The organism is Streptomyces sp. NBC_01017, assembly GCF_045162795.1.
In the GTDB taxonomy this organism is placed as follows: Bacteria; Actinomycetota; Actinomycetes; order Streptomycetales; family Streptomycetaceae; genus Streptomyces; species Streptomyces machairae.
Map to the genome: position 1 here is coordinate 7,979,987 of NZ_CP108683.1, position 17,065 is coordinate 7,997,051.

The following is a 17,065-nucleotide window of genomic DNA, read 5'->3' on the forward strand; positions in this document are numbered from 1 at the left end:
CCGGCGCGCGACGACGCTGACATTTGCCGTTACGACTGCCGGAGGCGCAGCAGTGGAAGTTTCCACGACCCTATGGGTCCTGACCATCGTGGGCCTTGCCGCCCTGATCGCCGTCGATTTCTTCATCGGCCGCAAGCCGCACGACGTCTCGATCAAGGAAGCCGGGATCTGGACGGTCGTCTGGATCGCACTGGCCGGCCTCTTCGGGCTCGGCCTGCTGATCTTCGGCGGCGGACAGGCCGGTGGCGAGTTCTTCGCGGGCTTCATCACCGAGAAGTCGCTGAGTGTCGACAACCTCTTCGTCTTCGTCCTGATCATGGCGAAGTTCGCGGTGCCGTCCCAGTACCAGCAGCGAGTGCTGCTGGTCGGTGTCCTCATAGCCCTGGTGCTGCGGGCCATCTTCATCGCCGCGGGTGCCGCGATCCTCGCCAGCTTCGCGTGGGTGTTCTACCTCTTCGGTGCCTTCCTGATCTGGACCGCCTGGAAGCTCATCCAGGAGGCCCGGGCCGACGAGGAGGACGAGGAGTTCGAGGAGAACAAGCTGCTGAAGGCGGCCGAGCGCAGGTTCGGTGTCGCCGACCGCTACCACGGCACCAAGCTGTGGATCCAGGAGAACGGCAAGCGGGTCATGACCCCGATGCTGGTCGTGATGCTGGCGATCGGTACCACCGACGTTCTCTTCGCCCTCGACTCCATCCCGGCGATCTTCGGTCTGACCCAGGACCCGTACATCGTGTTCACGGCCAACGCCTTCGCGCTGATGGGTCTGCGGCAGCTGTACTTCCTGATCGGTGGCCTCCTGAGGAAGCTGGTCCACCTCAGCTACGGCCTGTCGATCATCCTCGGCTTCATCGGCGTCAAGCTGGTGCTGCACGCCTTGCACGAGTCCGGGGTGCACGTCCCCGAGATCAGCATTCCGGTCTCGCTCGGCGTGATCTGCTCCGTCCTGATCGTCACCACGATCACCAGCCTGAGGGCCTCCAAGAAGAAGGCGGCGGCCGAAGCGGCGCAGGAGCGGAGCGAAGGCGCTCCGAAGGACAGCATCGACGTCTGACCACGTCGGACGTAGGAAGAACCAACACCGGGAGTGGTGCCCAGCGAATTGCCGAGCGCCGCTCCCGGTGCTTCGTTGGGTGCTGGGGTGTCCCCGTCCGGGGGGCACCACGGCCGGGGGTGGAGGCACCTGTGGACGCACCCATCAAGTTTGTTCAGATCATCGACTTCGAGACCGAGCGCATCGACGAGATGCGGGAACTGGCCCACGAGACGGAACAGCGCCTGGCGGGCCGCGACGGCGGCCCCACGCGACGCACCGTCCTCAAGGACCGTGGGCAGCCCAACCGCTACCTCGTGGTGATCGAGTTCGCCTCCTACGAGGACGCGATGCGCAACAGCGACGACCCCGAGACGACCAAGTTCGCGGAGCAGATGGCCGCGCTGTGCACCGCGCCGCCGTCCTTCACGGACTGCGACGTACAGGAGACGACCGATTTCGCGTAGCGACATAAGAAAGACAGGGGCCCCGCAACCCGAGGGCGCGGGGCCACCTGACAACCACTCGGACCGGAATGCGAACCCCCAAGCCCTCTGCGACGATCGCACCATGATCGATCGGCTCAGGTCGCTCACGACAGGGTGGACGTACCTCGTGCCGGTGCTCGCGGTCGTCCTGCTGGCCTTCACCTGGGGACGGGACCTGCCCGGCGGGGTCGTCGCGCTGGTCACGCTGGTCCTCGCGGGTGCCGTCCTGGCCGCCGTACACCACGCTGAGGTGGTCGCGCACCGCGTCGGCGAACCCTTCGGCTCCCTCGTCCTCGCCGTCGCCGTCACGATCATCGAGGTCGCCCTGATCGTGACCCTGATGGTCGATGGCGGCGACAAGAGCTCCACCCTCGCCCGGGACACGGTCTTCGCAGCCGTGATGATCACCTGTAACGGCATCGTCGGCCTGTGTCTGCTGGTCGCCTCGCTGCGGCACCGCACGGCGGTCTTCAACCCCGAGGGCACCGGCGCCGCCCTCGCGACAGTCGCCACCCTGGCCACGCTCAGCCTCGTGCTACCGACGTTCACCACGAGCAAGCCGGGCCCGGAGTTCTCCACCGTGCAGCTGACGTTCGCCGCGGTCTCCTCGCTGATCCTGTACGGCCTCTTCGTGACCACCCAGACCGTGCGGCACCGCGACTACTTCCTCCCCATCACCCGGCAGGGCGACGTGATCGCCGCGGACGACCACGCCGACGCGCCCTCCCGCCGCACCGCCCTGATCAGCCTGGGGCTGCTGGGGCTGGCCCTGGTCGGCGTGGTCGGCCTGGCCAAGGGAGTGTCGCCCACCATCGAGTCAGGAGTGGCGGCGGCCGACCTTCCGCATGCCGTCGTCGGCGTGATCATCGCCCTGTTGGTGCTGCTTCCCGAGACGATCGCCGCGCTTCGCTCCGCCCGCCGCGACCGTGTGCAGACCAGTCTGAACCTCGCGCTCGGCTCGGCGATGGCGAGTATCGGCCTGACCATCCCCGCGGTCGCCCTGGCCTCCATCTGGCTCTCCGGCCCGCTCGTCCTCGGCCTCGGCCCCACCCACATGGTGCTGCTCGCCCTGACGGTGGTGGTGAGCGCGCTGACGGTGGTGCCGGGGCGGGCGACACCGCTGCAAGGTGGCGTCCACCTGGTGCTGTTCGCGGCCTACCTGGAGCTCGCGCTCAATCCGTAGCCGCCGAGTTCCGCGGCACCCGGTGGCCCGTGGTCGCGGCGTTCCGGAGCCCGTCACCCCGTGGCGGGCTCCGGCGCCACGGCAGCCACCGGACGCGTCTCGGGCAGCAGCGCGAAGCACCCCAGGCTGAGCAGCGCGACCCCCGTCAGATACGCCCCCACGCCCCAGGGCACCCGACCGCCCTGCTCGACGAGCGCCGTCGCCACGATCGGCGTGAGCGCGCCCCCGAGGACGCCGCCGAGGTTGTAGCCCACCGCGGCGCCCGTGCAGCGCACCCGGGGCTCGTACAACTCCGGCAGATACGCGGCGATCACCGCGAACATCGTGATGAACGCGAGCATCGCCCCGAGGAAGCCGAGGAACATCAGCAGCGGCTCGCCCGTGGCGAGAAGCGCCACCAACGGGAACATCCACAGGGCGGAGGCAGCGCACCCGATCAGGCACAGGGGCCGCCGGCCGTACCGGTCGCCGAGAATCGCCACCACGGGTGTCAGCGAGCCCTTCACCACCACCGCGCCCATGATGCAGACCAGCATGACACCGCGGCCCACGCCGAGTCGCTCGGTGGCGTAGGCGAGGGACCAGGTCGTCACGGTGTAGAAGATCGCGTACCCGATCGACAGGGCCCCGGCCGTCAGCAGAACGAGCCGCCAGTGGTCGCGGACGACCTCGGCGAGCGGCACGCGCGCGGGCTCGTCGATTTCGAGGAACCGAGGGCTCTCGGTGAGCGACGACCGCAGCCACAGTCCCACCAGCGCGAGCACTCCCGCAGCCCAGAACGGCACCCGCCAACCCCACGCGGCGAACTGCGCATCGGACAGCGTCGCCGACAGCCCCAGCACCACACCGTTGGCGAGCAGGAAGCCCAGCGCGGGCCCGACCTGCGGGAAGCTCGACCACAGACCGCGCCGCCCGGCGGGCGCGTGCTCCACCGTCAGCAGGACGGCCCCGCCCCACTCGCCGCCGAGCCCGAGGCCCTGCAGAAAGCGCAGCAGGAGCAGCAGCAGGGGAGCGGCCACACCGATGGTGTCGTACGTCGGCACGCATCCCACCGCGACCGTGGAGGCGCCGGTCAGCAGCAGTGAGGCGACGAGGACCGGCCGACGTCCGTGCCGGTCCCCGATGTGCCCGAACAGCACCGACCCCAGTGGCCGCGCCACGAAGCCCACGCCGAACGTCGCGAAGGCGGCCAGGGTCCCCGCCACCGGCGAGAACGTCGGGAAGAACAGCGGCCCCAGAACCAGAGCCGCCGCGGTCCCGTAGACGAAGAAGTCGTAGAACTCGATGGCCGTTCCGGCCAGAGACGCGGCGGCGAGCCGCAGCATGGAGGGCGTCCTCACGGTGTGTGTATCGTGCATGCTGCGTCAACTACCCACGGTGACCACGGGTTACGGGGGCGCGCGGGGGCGATCGGCCGCGTTCAGTACGTGACAGTGATGCGCCGGGCGGGGCCGTCGACACGCACGGTGCCGCCGTAAGGGATGACGAGTTGCGGGTCGGTGTGGCCGAGGTCAACGTCGAAGACGATCGGGGTGTCGGGGGCATACGTGCGCATGGCCCGCAGCACGGCCTCGCGCTGCTCAGCGGCGTAACGAGCGGCTTCCTCCGGGCCGTTGGGGTGTTCGAAGGACCACGTCTTCGCACGGCCCATCAGCAGCGCGGAGAAGCGCTGGAGCAGCCCGCGCTCGCCCATGTTGCGCAGGGTCCGGAAGACGTCGTCGGCGCTCGGCATCTCCTCCGACGTCTCCAGCAACAGCACTCCGCCGTCGTACTCCGAGAGGTTACGCGCGATCTCCCGGTCGGCCATCAGCAGCCAGCCGACGATCTCCAGGCAGCCGCCCCAGGTGCGGCCTTCCACCACCTGGTCGGCGTTCACCCAGCTCCACCCGCCTCCGGGCCGCGTCTCCGGCTCCGCAGCGAAGGTCGTCGGGTCGGCCCAGTCGCGATTGATGTCGTTCCAGCGCTCGGCGGGTTCGAGTTCGTACTCGCCCGACGTGAACAGGGCGGCCCGCAGGGAGTCGGCGGTCTGCGGGTGCATGGCGCCGGGGCGGCCCAGCTCGCACATCACGCTCACGCCGTGATAGCCGACGATTCCGGTGTTGCGCAGAAACATGAGCAGGTTCGTGTTGTCGCTCATTCCGAAGAACGGCTTGGGGTTCGCCCGGATCAACTCCCGGTCCAGCAACGGCAGCACGGTGATCTGGTCGTCGCCGCCGATGGACGCGATCACCGCCTTGATCTCCGGGTCGGCGAAGGCGGCGTGGATGTCGTCGGCCCGCTCCTGAGGTGTGGAGCCCATCTTGCGGGTCGCCGGGTACTCGACGGGTTCGAGCCCGTACTCCTTGCGCAGCCGCTCCAGGCCCAGCTCGTAGGGGAGCGGGAAGAGCCCGGGCAGGCCCGCGCCGGGGGAGATGACGGCGACGCGGTCGCCGGGGGAGGGCTTGGGAGGGTACGAGATCGTGGTCATTCCGGGAGGGTAGGACGCGCGGCGTGCACCGTGCACCGTGATAAACCGGGGTCTGAGCAGCGGTCTTCGACGGACCGCGCAACCCCGAACGGACCGGAGGAACCGTGCCCCGCACCCTGGCCAACGCCCCGATCATGATCCTCAACGGCCCCAACCTGAACCTGCTCGGCCAGCGCCAGCCGGAGATCTACGGCTCCGAGACCCTGGCCGATGTCGAGGCGCTGTGCGCCAAGGCGGCTGCCGGACACGGCGGCACGATCGACTTCCGGCAGTCCAACCACGAGGGTGAGTTGGTCGACTGGATCCACGAGGCACGGCTGAATCACTGCGGGATCGTGATCAACCCCGGTGCCTACTCGCACACCTCTGTCGCGATCCTGGATGCGCTCAACACCTGTGACGGCATTCCAGTGTTGGAGGTCCACATCTCCAACATCCACAAGCGCGAGTCGTTCCGGCACCACTCGTATGTCTCGCTGCGCGCCGACGGGGTCATCGCGGGGTGCGGTGTGCAGGGGTACGTCTTCGGGGTGGAGCGGGTCGCGGGACTGGCCGGGGCGGGCCAGGCGGACACGTGATGTGGGCGGGCGGGGGCGGGGGCGATGTAAGGACCGCTCGCCATGGTGGTGCGGTCCTTACACCTACCTGCCACATGCCTGCCACATGCCTGTGCGGCCTTACAGACGTCCCGCTTCAACGATCCTCCGCAGGAAGCGCCGAGTGCGCTCCTGCTGCGGATCGCCGAAGATCTCCTCGGCCGTGCCGTGTTCCAGCACCACGCCTCCGTCCAGAAAACAAACCTGGTCGGCCACCTCGCGGGCGAACCCCATCTCGTGCGTGGCCAGCACCATCGTCATGCCGTCCTCCTTCAAGTCGCGGACGACGGTGAGGACTTCGCCCACGAGCTCGGGGTCGAGGGCGGCGGTGATCTCGTCGAGCAGCAGCAGCCGGGGACGTACGGCCAGGGCGCGCACGATCGCGACCCGCTGCTGCTGACCGCCGCTCAGCCGGTCCGGGTACTCGCCGGCCCTGTCGGCCAGCCCGAGCCGCTCCAGCAGCTCACGCGCGCGTGCCTCGGCCTCCGCGCGGGACACGCCGTGCACGCGCCGCGGGGCGAGGGTGATGTTCTCCAGGACCGTCATGTGCGGGAAGAGGTTGTACGCCTGGAACACCACACCGATACGGCGCCGTACGGCGTCCTGGTCGACGCGTGGATCGGTGATCTCCTCGCCGTCCAGCCAGATCGCGCCGTCGTCGATGTCCTCCAGGAGGTTCGCGCAACGCAGCAGCGTGGACTTGCCGGAGCCGGACGCGCCGATCAGCGCGGTCACCGTGTGCGGGGCGACCTCCAGGTCGACGTCGCGCAGTACGACCGAGCTGCCGAAGGTCTTGCGCACGGCCTCCATGCGCAGCACAGGTGCGTCGCTCACAGGGTTCCTCCTTGGGCGCGCCGACGGTCCATCCGGGCCGTCACCCAGTCCGTGAAGCGCGTCATCGGGATGGTCAGCGCCACGAAGACCAGGCCCGCGACGATGTACGGCGTGTAGTTGAGACTGCGGCCCACGATGATGTCCGCGGCCCGCACGGCGTCCACCGCGCCGCCGATCGACACCAGTCCGGTGTCCTTCTGTAGCGACACCAGGTCGTTCAGCAGGGGCGGCACCTGGCGGCGTACGGCCTGGGGCAGGACGACGTGCCGCAGCGCCTGCCGGTTGGTGAGGCCGAGCGAGCGTGCCGCGGCGCGCTGCGAGGGGTGGACGGACTCGATGCCCGCACGGAACACCTCGGCCACGTACGCCGAATACGTCAGCGTCAACGCCGTACCGCCCAGCAGCACGGGATCGACGGTCACGCCCTGCAGCCGCAGCGCGGGGACGCCGAGGACGACGATCATGAGGTTAATGATGAGCGGAAGGCCCCGGAAGAAGTCCGTGTACGCGGCCGCCAGCGCCCGCAGCGGGAAGAACACCGGGCCGCGCAGCGTGCGGGCGACGGCGATGAGCATCCCGAGGACCAGCACGGCCGCGCCGCAGATCAGCAGCAGTCGGACGTTCAGCCAGAGCCCTTCGAGGATCTTCGGGAACGCCTCGCGCGCGTACTGCCAGTCGAAGAACGTCTCCTTGGTGCGCGGCCAGCCCGGCGCGTTGACCACAACCAGGTAGAGAACGACGCCCGTGACCAGCGTGGAGAGCGCTGCGATGGCCGTGGCGCGGCGGGCGCGGGCCCGCTTGTAGCGCTCGCGGTCGAGACGCCGCTGGGAGGGGACGTAGCCGTCGTCGCCCGCGCCGGACACGCCATCGTTGTCGTCCGCGCCTTCCTGGCCGGACTCCTCCTTCGTGACCGTCACTTGAGCACCGGGGCGTCGACCGCGTCGGAGAGCCACTGCTGCTCGAGCTTGCCCAGGGTGCCGTCCCCGCGCAGGGCGTCGACGGCGTCCGTCACGCACCCGGTGAGCGCGCTGCCCTTGTCGAGCACGAGCCCGAACTGCTCCGGCGTACCGCCCTGGTTCTCGAACTGACCGACGATCGTCGCGTCCGTCACCTCGGCCGCGGTGATGTAGAAGGCGGTCGGCAGGTCGACCACGACGGCGTCGACCTGACCGTTCTTCAGCGCGGACTTGGCCTGGTCGTTCTTGGCGTACGCGGCGGTCTGCCGGGTCGGCTTCACCACGTCGTCGATGTAGTTGAGGCTCGTCGTGCCGACCTGGGCGCCGAGCTTGAGGTCCTTCAGGTCCGCGACGCTCTTCGCCTTGGCGGCCTTGGTTCCCTTCAGCGCGATGACGGCCTGGCGGACGTCGTAGTAGCCGGAGGAGAAGTCCACGGCCTTCTTGCGCTCGTCGCTGATCGACACCTGGTTGATGTCGAAGTCGAAGGTCTTCTCGCCGGGTGCGAAGGCCTTGCTGAACGGCACGCTCTGCCAGACGACGGCGCTCTTGTCGTAGCCGAGTTGCTTGGCCACGGCGTACGCGACCGCAGACTCGAAGCCCTCGCCGTTGGCCGGCTTGTCGTCCTTGAACCAGGGCTCGTAGGCCGGCTCGTCGGTGGCGATCGTGAGCTTGCCGGCGGTCTCGGTGGCCAACTCGCCCTTGGCGCAGGACTTCCCTGCCGATCCCGACGGTGTTCCGGCGGCGTTCTCGTCCGGCTGCGGAGCACAGCCGAGTGCGGTGGCGATCAGGGCTGTCGTTGCGAGGACGACGGCGTGGCGCAGCGCGCGGGGGGCAAGGTGCATGGCGCGAGATTGGCAGTGGGCCGTCGTGTTTGTCGAGGTCACGACGGTCAGTTTCCGCATAGTGGGAAGGGGTGTTGCGTTCTTGTGAACACCGCCCGCTTCCACGGCGGCAGCCGCCGCCGGGGCCGCCGGTCGAGGGCGGGGTTGAAGACCGGCGGCCCGTACCGCTCAGGAGCCGTCATCCTGCGCGGGGCTGCTTCCAGTTGACTGCGCAACAACGCACGCCGGGAGCGCGCGCAGGGCACCGGCGCGTGTGAACGGTTCACACGGGGCGCGTGCGTGGGGAGCGCACGGCGCTCGTGATGGCCTGGTCGGCCCTCACCAACCCCCGTCGGCGGTGACCGGCCCTGCGGTCACCGTCCCTGGGGTCACCGTCCCTGCGGTCACCAGCCCCGCGCGTGCCACTCCGGCAGATGAGGCCGTTCCGCACCCAGCGAGGTGTCGTCGCCGTGCCCCGGGTAGACCCACGTCTCGTCCGGCAGGGCGTCGAAGATCTTCGTCTCGACGTCGTGGATCAGACTGGCGAACGCCTCCGGGTCCTTACGGGTGTTGCCCACACCGCCCGGGAACAGGCAGTCCCCGGTGAACACATGGGGATGTCCGTGCGGGTCGTCGTAGACGAGCGCGATCGAGCCCGGCGTGTGCCCCACCAGATGGCGCGCGGTGAGCTCCACGCGCCCCACCCGGATGATGTCGCCGTCGTCGACCGGGACGTCGGTCGGCACCGGGATGCCGTCGGCGTCGTCCCGGCCGGCGTACGTGCGCGCGCCGGTGGCGTCGACGACCGCGGCGAGTGCCTGCCAATGGTCGCCGTGCTGGTGGGTGGTGACGACGGACGCGATGCCGTCGTCGCCGATCATGCCCAGCAGGGTGTCCGCCTCGTTGGCGGCATCGATCAGCAGCTGCTCGTCGGTGGCCCGGCAGCGCAGCAGATAGGCGTTGTTGTTCATCGGGCCGACCGCGATCTTGGTGATCATCAGGTCCTTGAGCTCGTGCACGTCGGCAGGGCCACCGACCGTCACCTGTCCGCTGTACGTCATGTCGGCAGCCTATAGCGGCAGAGCGGTCCCTGGGCCGTCGGGCCACCACAGCGGACAGAGCGTTGCGGGCAGAGCGACCCAGGGAACGTACGGCTGTTACAGCGGGGGAAGCGACGGCAGCATGCCGCCCTGAGCGGTCAGCGCGGAGCCGTCGCGGCGTCCGGCGAGCCAGCCGAGCAGGTCGGGTGCGGAACCTCGGACGGTGACCTCGGCAGTGCCCGCCTGCCGGCCCGTGCTCCACACGCGCGTGCCGTCCGTGAGACGCGTCGACGGCACATCGGGGTGCCCGGTGAACCGCTCCGAGAGGAAGTCGATCTCCCGCTCCACGAACTCCGCCGGCAGGTCCTCCAGCTCGTACCCGATCCCGAGGTCCACATGGTGCAGCTCCACCTCGACCCAGCGCCGGAACGGCACCCGGGCCGCCGCGTCGGTGACCCCGTTGCGCAGCTCCACCGTGCGTGACCAGTCCGCGGGTGCCGCTCCCGTTTCCTGGAAGCGGGCCCCGCTGTCGCGCACGTCGGTGAGCTGCACCTCGAGGGGCCGAGGGGCGTCCCGCTCGATGTCGGCGTCCCGGGCGGTGGCGGAGACGTACATGGGGCGCCCTTCGAGGACGTTCACGAGCGCGTCCGCGTTACGGGCGAGATGGGCGAGGACGTGGGCGCGGCTCCAGCCGGGAAGCCGTGACGGCTCGGCCACCGACGCGTTGTCCAGCTTGGCCGCTGCGGTGAGCAGCCTTTCGGTCGCTTCACGTACAGACACCAGGTCACGAGCGTGATCAATCATGGTGCTGACATTAGCCTCGCCACACCTTTGGGTGAAGGTGGTGAACGAGTGCCGTAAATCGAATGCGCGTGCTATAGGGTCGGTCGTGGCGTCGGGCATGCTGGATGGCTCGGGATTGTTGTCCCAATCGGGAATCCGACCGGCGTTGTCAGTGGCTCCCCCTAGTCTGAGAATCACGGGGGCCTAGTCCGAGAAAACACGGGGGCCTCGCCCCCCTGTCACTTCTCTCAAGAAAGGTGCGGACCGGCGTGGCCGACCGTCTCATCGTCCGTGGCGCGCGCGAGCACAACCTGAAGAATGTCTCGCTCGACCTGCCGCGCGACTCGCTCATCGTCTTCACGGGCCTGTCGGGGTCGGGTAAGTCCTCGCTGGCCTTCGACACGATCTTCGCGGAAGGACAGCGGCGTTACGTGGAGTCGCTGTCGTCCTACGCCCGGCAGTTCCTCGGTCAGATGGACAAGCCGGACGTCGACTTCATCGAGGGTCTGTCCCCGGCGGTCTCCATCGACCAGAAGTCGACCTCGCGCAACCCGCGCTCGACGGTCGGCACCATCACCGAGGTCTACGACTATCTGCGGCTCCTCTTCGCGCGCATCGGCAAGCCGCACTGCCCCGAGTGCGGTCGCCCGATCTCGCGCCAGTCGCCGCAGGCCATCGTCGACAGGGTCCTGGAGCTGCCGGAGGGGAGCCGCTTCCAGGTCCTGTCACCGCTGGTGCGCGAGCGCAAGGGCGAGTTCGTCGATCTCTTCGCCGACCTCCAGACCAAGGGCTACTCCCGCGCGCGTGTGGACGGCGAGACGATCCAGCTGTCCAACCCGCCCACGCTGAAGAAGCAGGAGAAGCACACCATCGAGGTGGTCGTCGACCGCCTCACGGTGAAGGACTCCGCCAAGCGCCGGCTCACCGACTCCGTGGAGACGGCCCTCGGCCTGTCCGGCGGCATGGTCGTGCTCGACTTCGTCGACCTCCCCGAGGACGACCCCGAGCGCGAGCGCATGTACTCGGAGCACCTGTACTGCCCGTACGACGACCTCTCCTTCGAGGAGCTGGAGCCGCGCTCCTTCTCCTTCAACTCGCCCTTCGGCGCCTGCCCCGAGTGCACCGGCATCGGCACGCGCATGGAGGTCGACCCCGAGCTGATCGTCCCGGACGAGGACAAGTCCCTCGACGAGGGCGCCATCCACCCCTGGTCGCACGGCCACACCAAGGACTATTTCGGCCGTCTGATCGGCGCCCTCGCGGACGCGTTGGGATTCCGGACGGACATCCCGTTCGCGGGCCTGCCGCAGCGCGCCAGGAAGGCCCTGCTGTACGGCCACAAGACGCAGATCGAGGTCCGCTACCGCAACCGTTACGGTCGCGAGCGCGTGTACACGACGCCGTTCGAAGGGGCCGTCCCCTTCGTCAAGCGCCGGCACAGCGAGGCGGAGAGCGACGCCAGCCGGGAGCGCTTCGAGGGCTATATGCGCGAGGTGCCCTGCCCCACCTGTGAGGGCACCCGCCTGAAGCCGATCGTCCTCGCGGTCACGATCATGGAGAAGTCGATCGCCGAGGTCGCGGCGATGTCCATCAGCGACTGCGCGGAATTCCTGGGCGAGCTGAAGCTCAACGCCCGCGACAAGAAGATCGCCGAGCGCGTGCTGAAAGAGGTCAACGAACGGCTGCGCTTCCTGGTCGACGTCGGCCTGGACTACCTCTCGCTCAACCGCGCGGCAGGCACGCTCTCCGGTGGCGAGGCCCAGCGCATCCGCCTTGCCACCCAGATCGGTTCCGGACTCGTCGGCGTGCTGTACGTCCTCGACGAGCCGTCCATCGGTCTGCACCAGCGCGACAACCACCGGCTGATCGAGACTCTGGTCCGGCTGCGCGACATGGGCAACACGCTCATCGTCGTCGAGCACGACGAGGACACCATCAAGGTCGCCGACTGGATCGTCGACATCGGCCCCGGCGCCGGTGAGCACGGCGGCAAGGTCGTGCACAGCGGCTCCCTGAAGGAACTGCTCGCCAACGCCGAGTCGCAGACCGGTCAGTACCTGGCCGGCAAGAAGTCGATCCCGCTGCCCGACATCCGGCGCCCGCACGACCCGTCCCGGCAGCTCACGGTGCACGGCGCCCGTGAGAACAACCTCCAGGACATCGACGTCTCGTTCCCGCTGGGCGTGTTCACCGCGGTCACCGGTGTGTCCGGCTCCGGCAAGTCCACGCTGGTCAACGACATCCTGTACACGCACCTCGCGCGCGAGCTGAACGGCGCCCGCAGCGTGCCCGGGCGGCACACGCGGGTGGACGGCGACGACCTCGTCGACAAGGTCGTGCACGTCGACCAGTCGCCCATCGGCCGCACCCCGCGCTCGAACCCGGCGACGTACACCGGAGTCTTCGACCACATCCGCAAGCTGTTCGCCGAGACCACCGAGGCGAAGGTCCGCGGCTACATGCCGGGCCGCTTCTCCTTCAACGTCAAGGGCGGCCGCTGCGAGAACTGCGCGGGCGACGGCACCATCAAGATCGAGATGAACTTCCTCCCGGACGTGTACGTCCCGTGCGAGGTCTGCCACGGCGCCCGGTACAACCGGGAGACCCTGGAGGTCCACTACAAGGGCAAGTCCATCGCCGAGGTCCTGAACATGCCGATCGAGGAAGCCATGGACTTCTTCGAGGCCGTCCCGTCGATCAACCGTCACCTCAAGACGCTGAACGACGTCGGTCTCGGTTATGTCCGGCTCGGTCAGTCCGCGACCACCCTGTCCGGCGGTGAGGCACAGCGGGTGAAGCTCGCCAGCGAGCTGCAGAAGCGCTCCACCGGCCGCACGGTCTACGTTCTCGACGAGCCGACCACCGGTCTGCACTTCGAGGACATCAGCAAGTTGCTGAGGGTGCTGTCGGGCCTGGTCGACAAGGGCAACACGGTCATCGTCATCGAGCACAACCTCGACGTGATCAAGACCGCCGACTGGGTCGTGGACATGGGTCCCGAGGGCGGCGCCGGCGGTGGCCTCGTCATCGCCGAGGGCACCCCCGAGCAGGTTGCCGCGGTCCCCGCCAGCCACACCGGCAAGTTCCTGCGCGAGATCCTCGACCCTGACCGGATCAGCGACGCCGCCCCCGTGAAGGCGCCCCGCAGGACGGCCGCCAAGAAGACGGTTGCGGCAGGAGCGACGGCGAAGAAGACGGCGACGGCCAGGACCACGAAGACGGTCAACAACAAGGCCACGGACAAGGCGGCCGGGGCCACGAAGAAGGCGGCTGCCGCGAAGAAGGCGACGCCCGCGAAGAAGACCACGCGGGCCCGCAAGGCCTGAGGCTCACGAGCAACGAGCCAGGACCCGTCCTGAGAAGTACGGCGCCCCGCGGGAACTCCCCGCGGGGCGCCGCACGTTGGATCATCAGCGGCCCGATCCCTGCGGCTGCGATGAACCTTGACTGCTCAAGAGCGGAATCGAATGGACCGGAACGCCTCCGAGCGGAACGCCTCCTAGAAGTCCCCCACTTCGGAGGCGTACGGCGGCTCGGCGCCCGCCCGGGAGCAGGTGATCGCGGCAGCCCGCGCCGCGAACCGCAACAGCCGTGTCCAACCGTCGGCGCCCAGTCCCACGAGCGCCTCGGCGGACAGAGCGCCCTGGGCGGCCAGGCCGTGCAACAGGGCCGCGTTCACGGTGTCGCCCGCACCGATCGTGTCGACGACGTCGACCTCCTCGCCCGCCACGGAGTGCTCGGCGCCGTCCCGCGTGAAGGCGGTCAGCCCCTCACCGCCCTGAGTGATCACGACTGCCGAAGGTCCCGCGGCCAGCCACTCACGCGGAGTGCCGCCCAGCCACAGCGCGTCCTCCTCGGAGAGCTTCAGCAGTGACACCGACGGCAGCCAGCTCTTGAACCGGGCCCGGTATCCATCCGGGTCAGGGATCAGCCCCGCCCGGATGTTCGGGTCGAGCGCGGTGAACACCCCTTGCGAGGCCGCGCTGCGCATCAGCTCCTCATAGGCGCTCGCCCCCGGTTCCAGGACGAGCGAACAGGTACCGAAGGACACCGCGCGGGCCCCCGCGGGCAGCTCCGCAGGCGCCGTGAAGAGTCGGTCGGCGGTGCCCTCGACATAGAAGGAGTAGGCGGCCGAGCCCTTGTCGTCGATGGTGGCGACCGCGAGCGTGGTCGGCTCGATGCCGCGCTGCACGGCCGACACGTCCACCCCGGCCGCCCGCAGCCCGTCGAGCAGGGCCTCACCGAAGGCGTCGTAGGAGGTTCGGGAACAGAAGGCAGTGGGGGAGCCGAGGCGGCCCAGAGCCACGGCAGTGTTGTACGGGCCGCCGCCGAGCGCCGGCTTCAGGTCCGCGAGGGCGCCCGTGCCCTGCGGTACCAGGTCGATCAGGGCCTCACCGGCGACGACGATCACGAGATGGTTCCTTTCACGGACGTCAGGGACTGTTCGGGACTGTCGGGTGCCGAGGGCTTGGCGGTGCCCTCGGACCCCGCGGCTTTCTCGCGCCTCGCGGGCCTCCCGGACCGCCCCGGCTCTTCGGCACACCCGCACGAGGTGCGATGCACGAAGGTGCAGGGAAGGCGCACGGTCCGGGCGGGACCGTCGGGTGAGGCGAGTCGGTCAAGGAGCACGCGGACCGCCTGAGCGCCGATGTCCCTGCTGGGCTGGGCTATCGCGGTGAGCCTGGGCGAGAACAGGTCGGCCCAGGCGAAGTCGTCGAAGCAGCACAGCGCGATGTCGTCGGGCACGGACATGCCGTGGTCACGCAGGGCGCGCAGGGCACCGATGGTCATCGCGTTGTTGGCGGTGACGAGTGCGGTGGGCGGCGTGGCGAGCGACAGCAGCGCGGTGGTGGCCCGTTCGGCTGCGGTCGACTCGGAGTCGCCGTGTACGACGAGGCGCTCGTCGTACACGAGCCCGGCCGCCGTCAGGCCGTCGCGGTACCCGGTGAGCCGCTCGCTTGTGGTGCTGAGCCCCGGCAGGCCGGCGACCAGGCCGATCCGGCGGTGGCCGAGGTCGGCGAGATGGGTGACCAGCCGGGCCATGGGTTCGGCGCTGTCGGCGCAGACCTGGTCGAACCCCGCCGAGCCGTCCGCCGGGGTGTCGACCACGCGGTCGAGAAGGACCGTCGGCACCTTGTGGCGCCCGAGGTAGGCGAGGAGCTCGCGAGGGTCGGCGGAAGGTGCGACGATCATGCCGTCCACGCGGCGCTCGTGCAGGAGCTGGACGACCTTGCGCTCATGCACGGGATCGTCGTGCGGGTCGGCGATGAGCAGGCTGTAGCCGTGTTCCAGGGCGCCGGCCTCGACGCCCTGGAGTATCTCGGTGAAGTAGGGGTTGCTGATCGCCGACACCGCGAGCCCGATGGACCGGGTGCGGGAGGTCACGAGGGACCGGGCGAGGGTGTTTGGCGTGTAGCCGAGCTCGTCCATGGCGTCCAGTACCGCCTGGCGGGTGTGGGGCAGCACCGGCCGGGTGCCGTTCAGCACATGCGAGACGGTCGCCACGGACACGCCGGCGCTCCGCGCGACGTCGGCCATGGTTGCCATCACGATCCCCTCCCTGTGCCGCGCCCCTCCCTGGGCCACCGCAACCCGCTCGCCGCGGGGTTCTGGCCGGGAACGTATCCCATTCGGCGCCGGACGTAAACGCTTGCGCAATCGTTTACGTCCTCCTCGGCCAAGAGCCTTGGCTGGGGGAGCCCGCCCGAGGGTCGGCCGGCGCCTCAGCTCACTCCCACTCCCACCCGATGCCCAAGATCCCCGACCGCACCCGCGGCTCCACCAGGTGAACAGATCGGTGCAGCCCGCTGAGGGCCAGCCCCTGACGGCCGCTGCGCGGCGCTGCCGCCGAGTGCTGGGAGAACCGGTGACAGCGGACCGGGAGGGCGTTCTCGGCGAACCGGACCTGGAGGGTGTACTGGCCGCCCGCGAGCGGGAAGCCCCGGGCGTACTCGCGGCTCACGGCGGCCGTGCCGTCCTCGACGCCGTAGCGGAAGAGGTAGGTGTCGCCCGCCCGCAGACGCGCACCGAAGAGCAGCTCCGCCACCAGGACGCCGGTTTCGTGGTCCCAACGGACACGTCCCGTACGGCAGTTCTCCACGGCGTGCACCGTCATGCGCTCCGGCACGCATCCCGGGTCGCCGTGGTGGACGGCGACGAAGCGGTCCACACCGTCCCTGTGGGCGCGCACGATGTGGTGCGACTCGCGCCCCGCCAGCTCGCGGCGCACCCCGATGCGTACCCGCTCGTGGTGGGCGAGGGTGTGCAGGCCGCCGTCGGTGGGGCAGTCCAGTTCGGACAGCAGCTGTTCCAGGACGCCCGAGGCCTCCACGAGGGAGCGGTAGGAGCGGACCGCCGGCTGCTGGAGGGTGCAGTGGTCGTCGGCCTCGGCGAGCAGCCGGATCAGGGACTCCTCCGGCAGCTGGAGTATCTCCTCCAACGCCCGCACCGCACGCAGCGACTCGGGGCGCTGCGGCCGACGCGCACCCTGCTGCCAGTAGCTCAGGCTGGTGACGCCGACCTTCACCCCACGGCGGGACAGATGGTGCTGCACCCGCTGCAGCGGCAGTCCCCGGGCGGCTATCGCGGCACGCAGGGCTACGTGGAAGGGGCCGCCTCGCAGGGCCGTGTCCAGTTCCGCGGTGGCGACGGTGGGGACGTCCGCGTGCTGAGTGGCGTGCGGCATGCAGGGGCCTTTCTGTGGTTGTTCACAACGGCTGGTCAGACCGGTCGCGCGGATCTTCGGGGCCACCCCGTCGGCATAGCGGGGGTCTTCACATCCGTACGCCGTCGTTCAGGGCCCCGAGTTCCACCGCATTGAAGCGTGTTGACCAAGTCCCGACAACACCTGTCGCCCAACAGCCG

Annotated in this window: 15 protein-coding genes; 5 read left to right on the plus strand and 10 right to left on the minus strand. The window is 69.5% G+C overall.

What is annotated here, in order from left to right; all coding sequences use genetic code 11:
* Positions 1 to 52 precede the first annotated feature (52 nt).
* The 3 genes from OG331_RS36620 (at position 53) to OG331_RS36630 (ending at position 2,704) form a co-directional block, all read left to right on the plus strand.
* On the plus strand, positions 53 to 1,054 hold the full coding sequence (locus OG331_RS36620; RefSeq protein WP_383242765.1) for a TerC/Alx family metal homeostasis membrane protein: 1,002 nt from the start codon (positions 53 to 55) through the stop codon (positions 1,052 to 1,054).
* Positions 1,055 to 1,185: 131 nt separating this feature from the next.
* The gene (locus OG331_RS36625; RefSeq protein ID WP_406204523.1) at positions 1,186 to 1,500 is read left to right on the plus strand and encodes a hypothetical protein; all 315 of its coding nucleotides are present in this window, start codon (positions 1,186 to 1,188) and stop codon (positions 1,498 to 1,500) included.
* A 103-nt stretch (positions 1,501 to 1,603) separates the two neighbouring features.
* Entirely contained in the window at positions 1,604 to 2,704 is a 1,101-nt protein-coding gene (locus OG331_RS36630; protein ID WP_406204526.1) for a calcium:proton antiporter, read from the plus strand.
* A gap of 53 nt (positions 2,705 to 2,757) precedes the next feature.
* Here the strand turns inward: OG331_RS36630 and OG331_RS36635 are convergent, their stop codons facing one another.
* Both OG331_RS36635 and OG331_RS36640 read right to left on the minus strand, forming a co-directional pair.
* Complete coding sequence (locus OG331_RS36635) at positions 2,758 to 4,029, minus strand: MFS transporter (RefSeq protein WP_406210528.1); 1,272 nt, start codon at positions 4,027 to 4,029, stop codon at positions 2,758 to 2,760.
* Between the two features lie 95 nt (positions 4,030 to 4,124).
* Positions 4,125 to 5,171, minus strand: a complete 1,047-nt coding sequence (locus tag OG331_RS36640) for a S66 peptidase family protein (RefSeq protein WP_406204529.1) — start codon at positions 5,169 to 5,171, stop codon at positions 4,125 to 4,127.
* A gap of 104 nt (positions 5,172 to 5,275) precedes the next feature.
* Between OG331_RS36640 and aroQ the strand changes: the two genes are divergently transcribed.
* Positions 5,276 to 5,749: a type II 3-dehydroquinate dehydratase gene (gene aroQ / locus OG331_RS36645; protein WP_406204532.1), complete on the plus strand. Its 474-nt coding sequence runs from the start codon at positions 5,276 to 5,278 to the stop codon at positions 5,747 to 5,749.
* A gap of 99 nt (positions 5,750 to 5,848) precedes the next feature.
* Here the strand turns inward: aroQ and OG331_RS36650 are convergent, their stop codons facing one another.
* From OG331_RS36650 to OG331_RS36670, 5 genes are all read right to left on the minus strand, one after another.
* Positions 5,849 to 6,577, minus strand: a complete 729-nt coding sequence (locus tag OG331_RS36650) for an amino acid ABC transporter ATP-binding protein (protein WP_406210531.1) — start codon at positions 6,575 to 6,577, stop codon at positions 5,849 to 5,851.
* Positions 6,578 to 6,597: 20 nt separating this feature from the next.
* A complete protein-coding gene (locus OG331_RS36655; protein WP_363034525.1) occupies positions 6,598 to 7,518 on the minus strand; it encodes an amino acid ABC transporter permease in 921 nt (306 codons plus the stop codon).
* Positions 7,515 to 8,399, minus strand: coding sequence for an ABC transporter substrate-binding protein (locus OG331_RS36660; protein ID WP_406204535.1), 885 nt, complete (start codon positions 8,397 to 8,399; stop codon positions 7,515 to 7,517). Before OG331_RS36660 ends, OG331_RS36655 begins: the two co-directional genes overlap by 4 nt.
* A gap of 383 nt (positions 8,400 to 8,782) precedes the next feature.
* A complete protein-coding gene (locus OG331_RS36665; protein WP_406204538.1) occupies positions 8,783 to 9,439 on the minus strand; it encodes an MBL fold metallo-hydrolase in 657 nt (218 codons plus the stop codon).
* A 96-nt stretch (positions 9,440 to 9,535) separates the two neighbouring features.
* On the minus strand, positions 9,536 to 10,222 hold the full coding sequence (locus OG331_RS36670) for a maleylpyruvate isomerase family mycothiol-dependent enzyme (RefSeq protein ID WP_406204541.1): 687 nt from the start codon (positions 10,220 to 10,222) through the stop codon (positions 9,536 to 9,538).
* Between the two features lie 248 nt (positions 10,223 to 10,470).
* On the opposite strand from OG331_RS36670, the gene uvrA reads away from it, so the two are divergent.
* A complete protein-coding gene (gene uvrA, locus OG331_RS36675) occupies positions 10,471 to 13,527 on the plus strand; it encodes an excinuclease ABC subunit UvrA (RefSeq protein ID WP_406204544.1) in 3,057 nt (1,018 codons plus the stop codon).
* A gap of 173 nt (positions 13,528 to 13,700) precedes the next feature.
* On the opposite strand, the gene OG331_RS36680 is transcribed toward uvrA, so the two are convergent.
* The 3 genes from OG331_RS36680 to OG331_RS36690 form a co-directional block, all read right to left on the minus strand.
* On the minus strand, positions 13,701 to 14,612 hold the full coding sequence (locus OG331_RS36680; RefSeq protein WP_406204547.1) for a carbohydrate kinase: 912 nt from the start codon (positions 14,610 to 14,612) through the stop codon (positions 13,701 to 13,703).
* The gene (locus OG331_RS36685; protein ID WP_406204550.1) at positions 14,609 to 15,748 is read right to left on the minus strand and encodes a LacI family DNA-binding transcriptional regulator; all 1,140 of its coding nucleotides are present in this window, start codon (positions 15,746 to 15,748) and stop codon (positions 14,609 to 14,611) included. The genes OG331_RS36680 and OG331_RS36685 overlap by 4 nt, the downstream gene beginning before the upstream one ends.
* A gap of 181 nt (positions 15,749 to 15,929) precedes the next feature.
* Positions 15,930 to 16,886: a hypothetical protein gene (locus OG331_RS36690; protein ID WP_406204553.1), complete on the minus strand. Its 957-nt coding sequence runs from the start codon at positions 16,884 to 16,886 to the stop codon at positions 15,930 to 15,932.
* Positions 16,887 to 17,065: the final 179 nt, after the last annotated feature.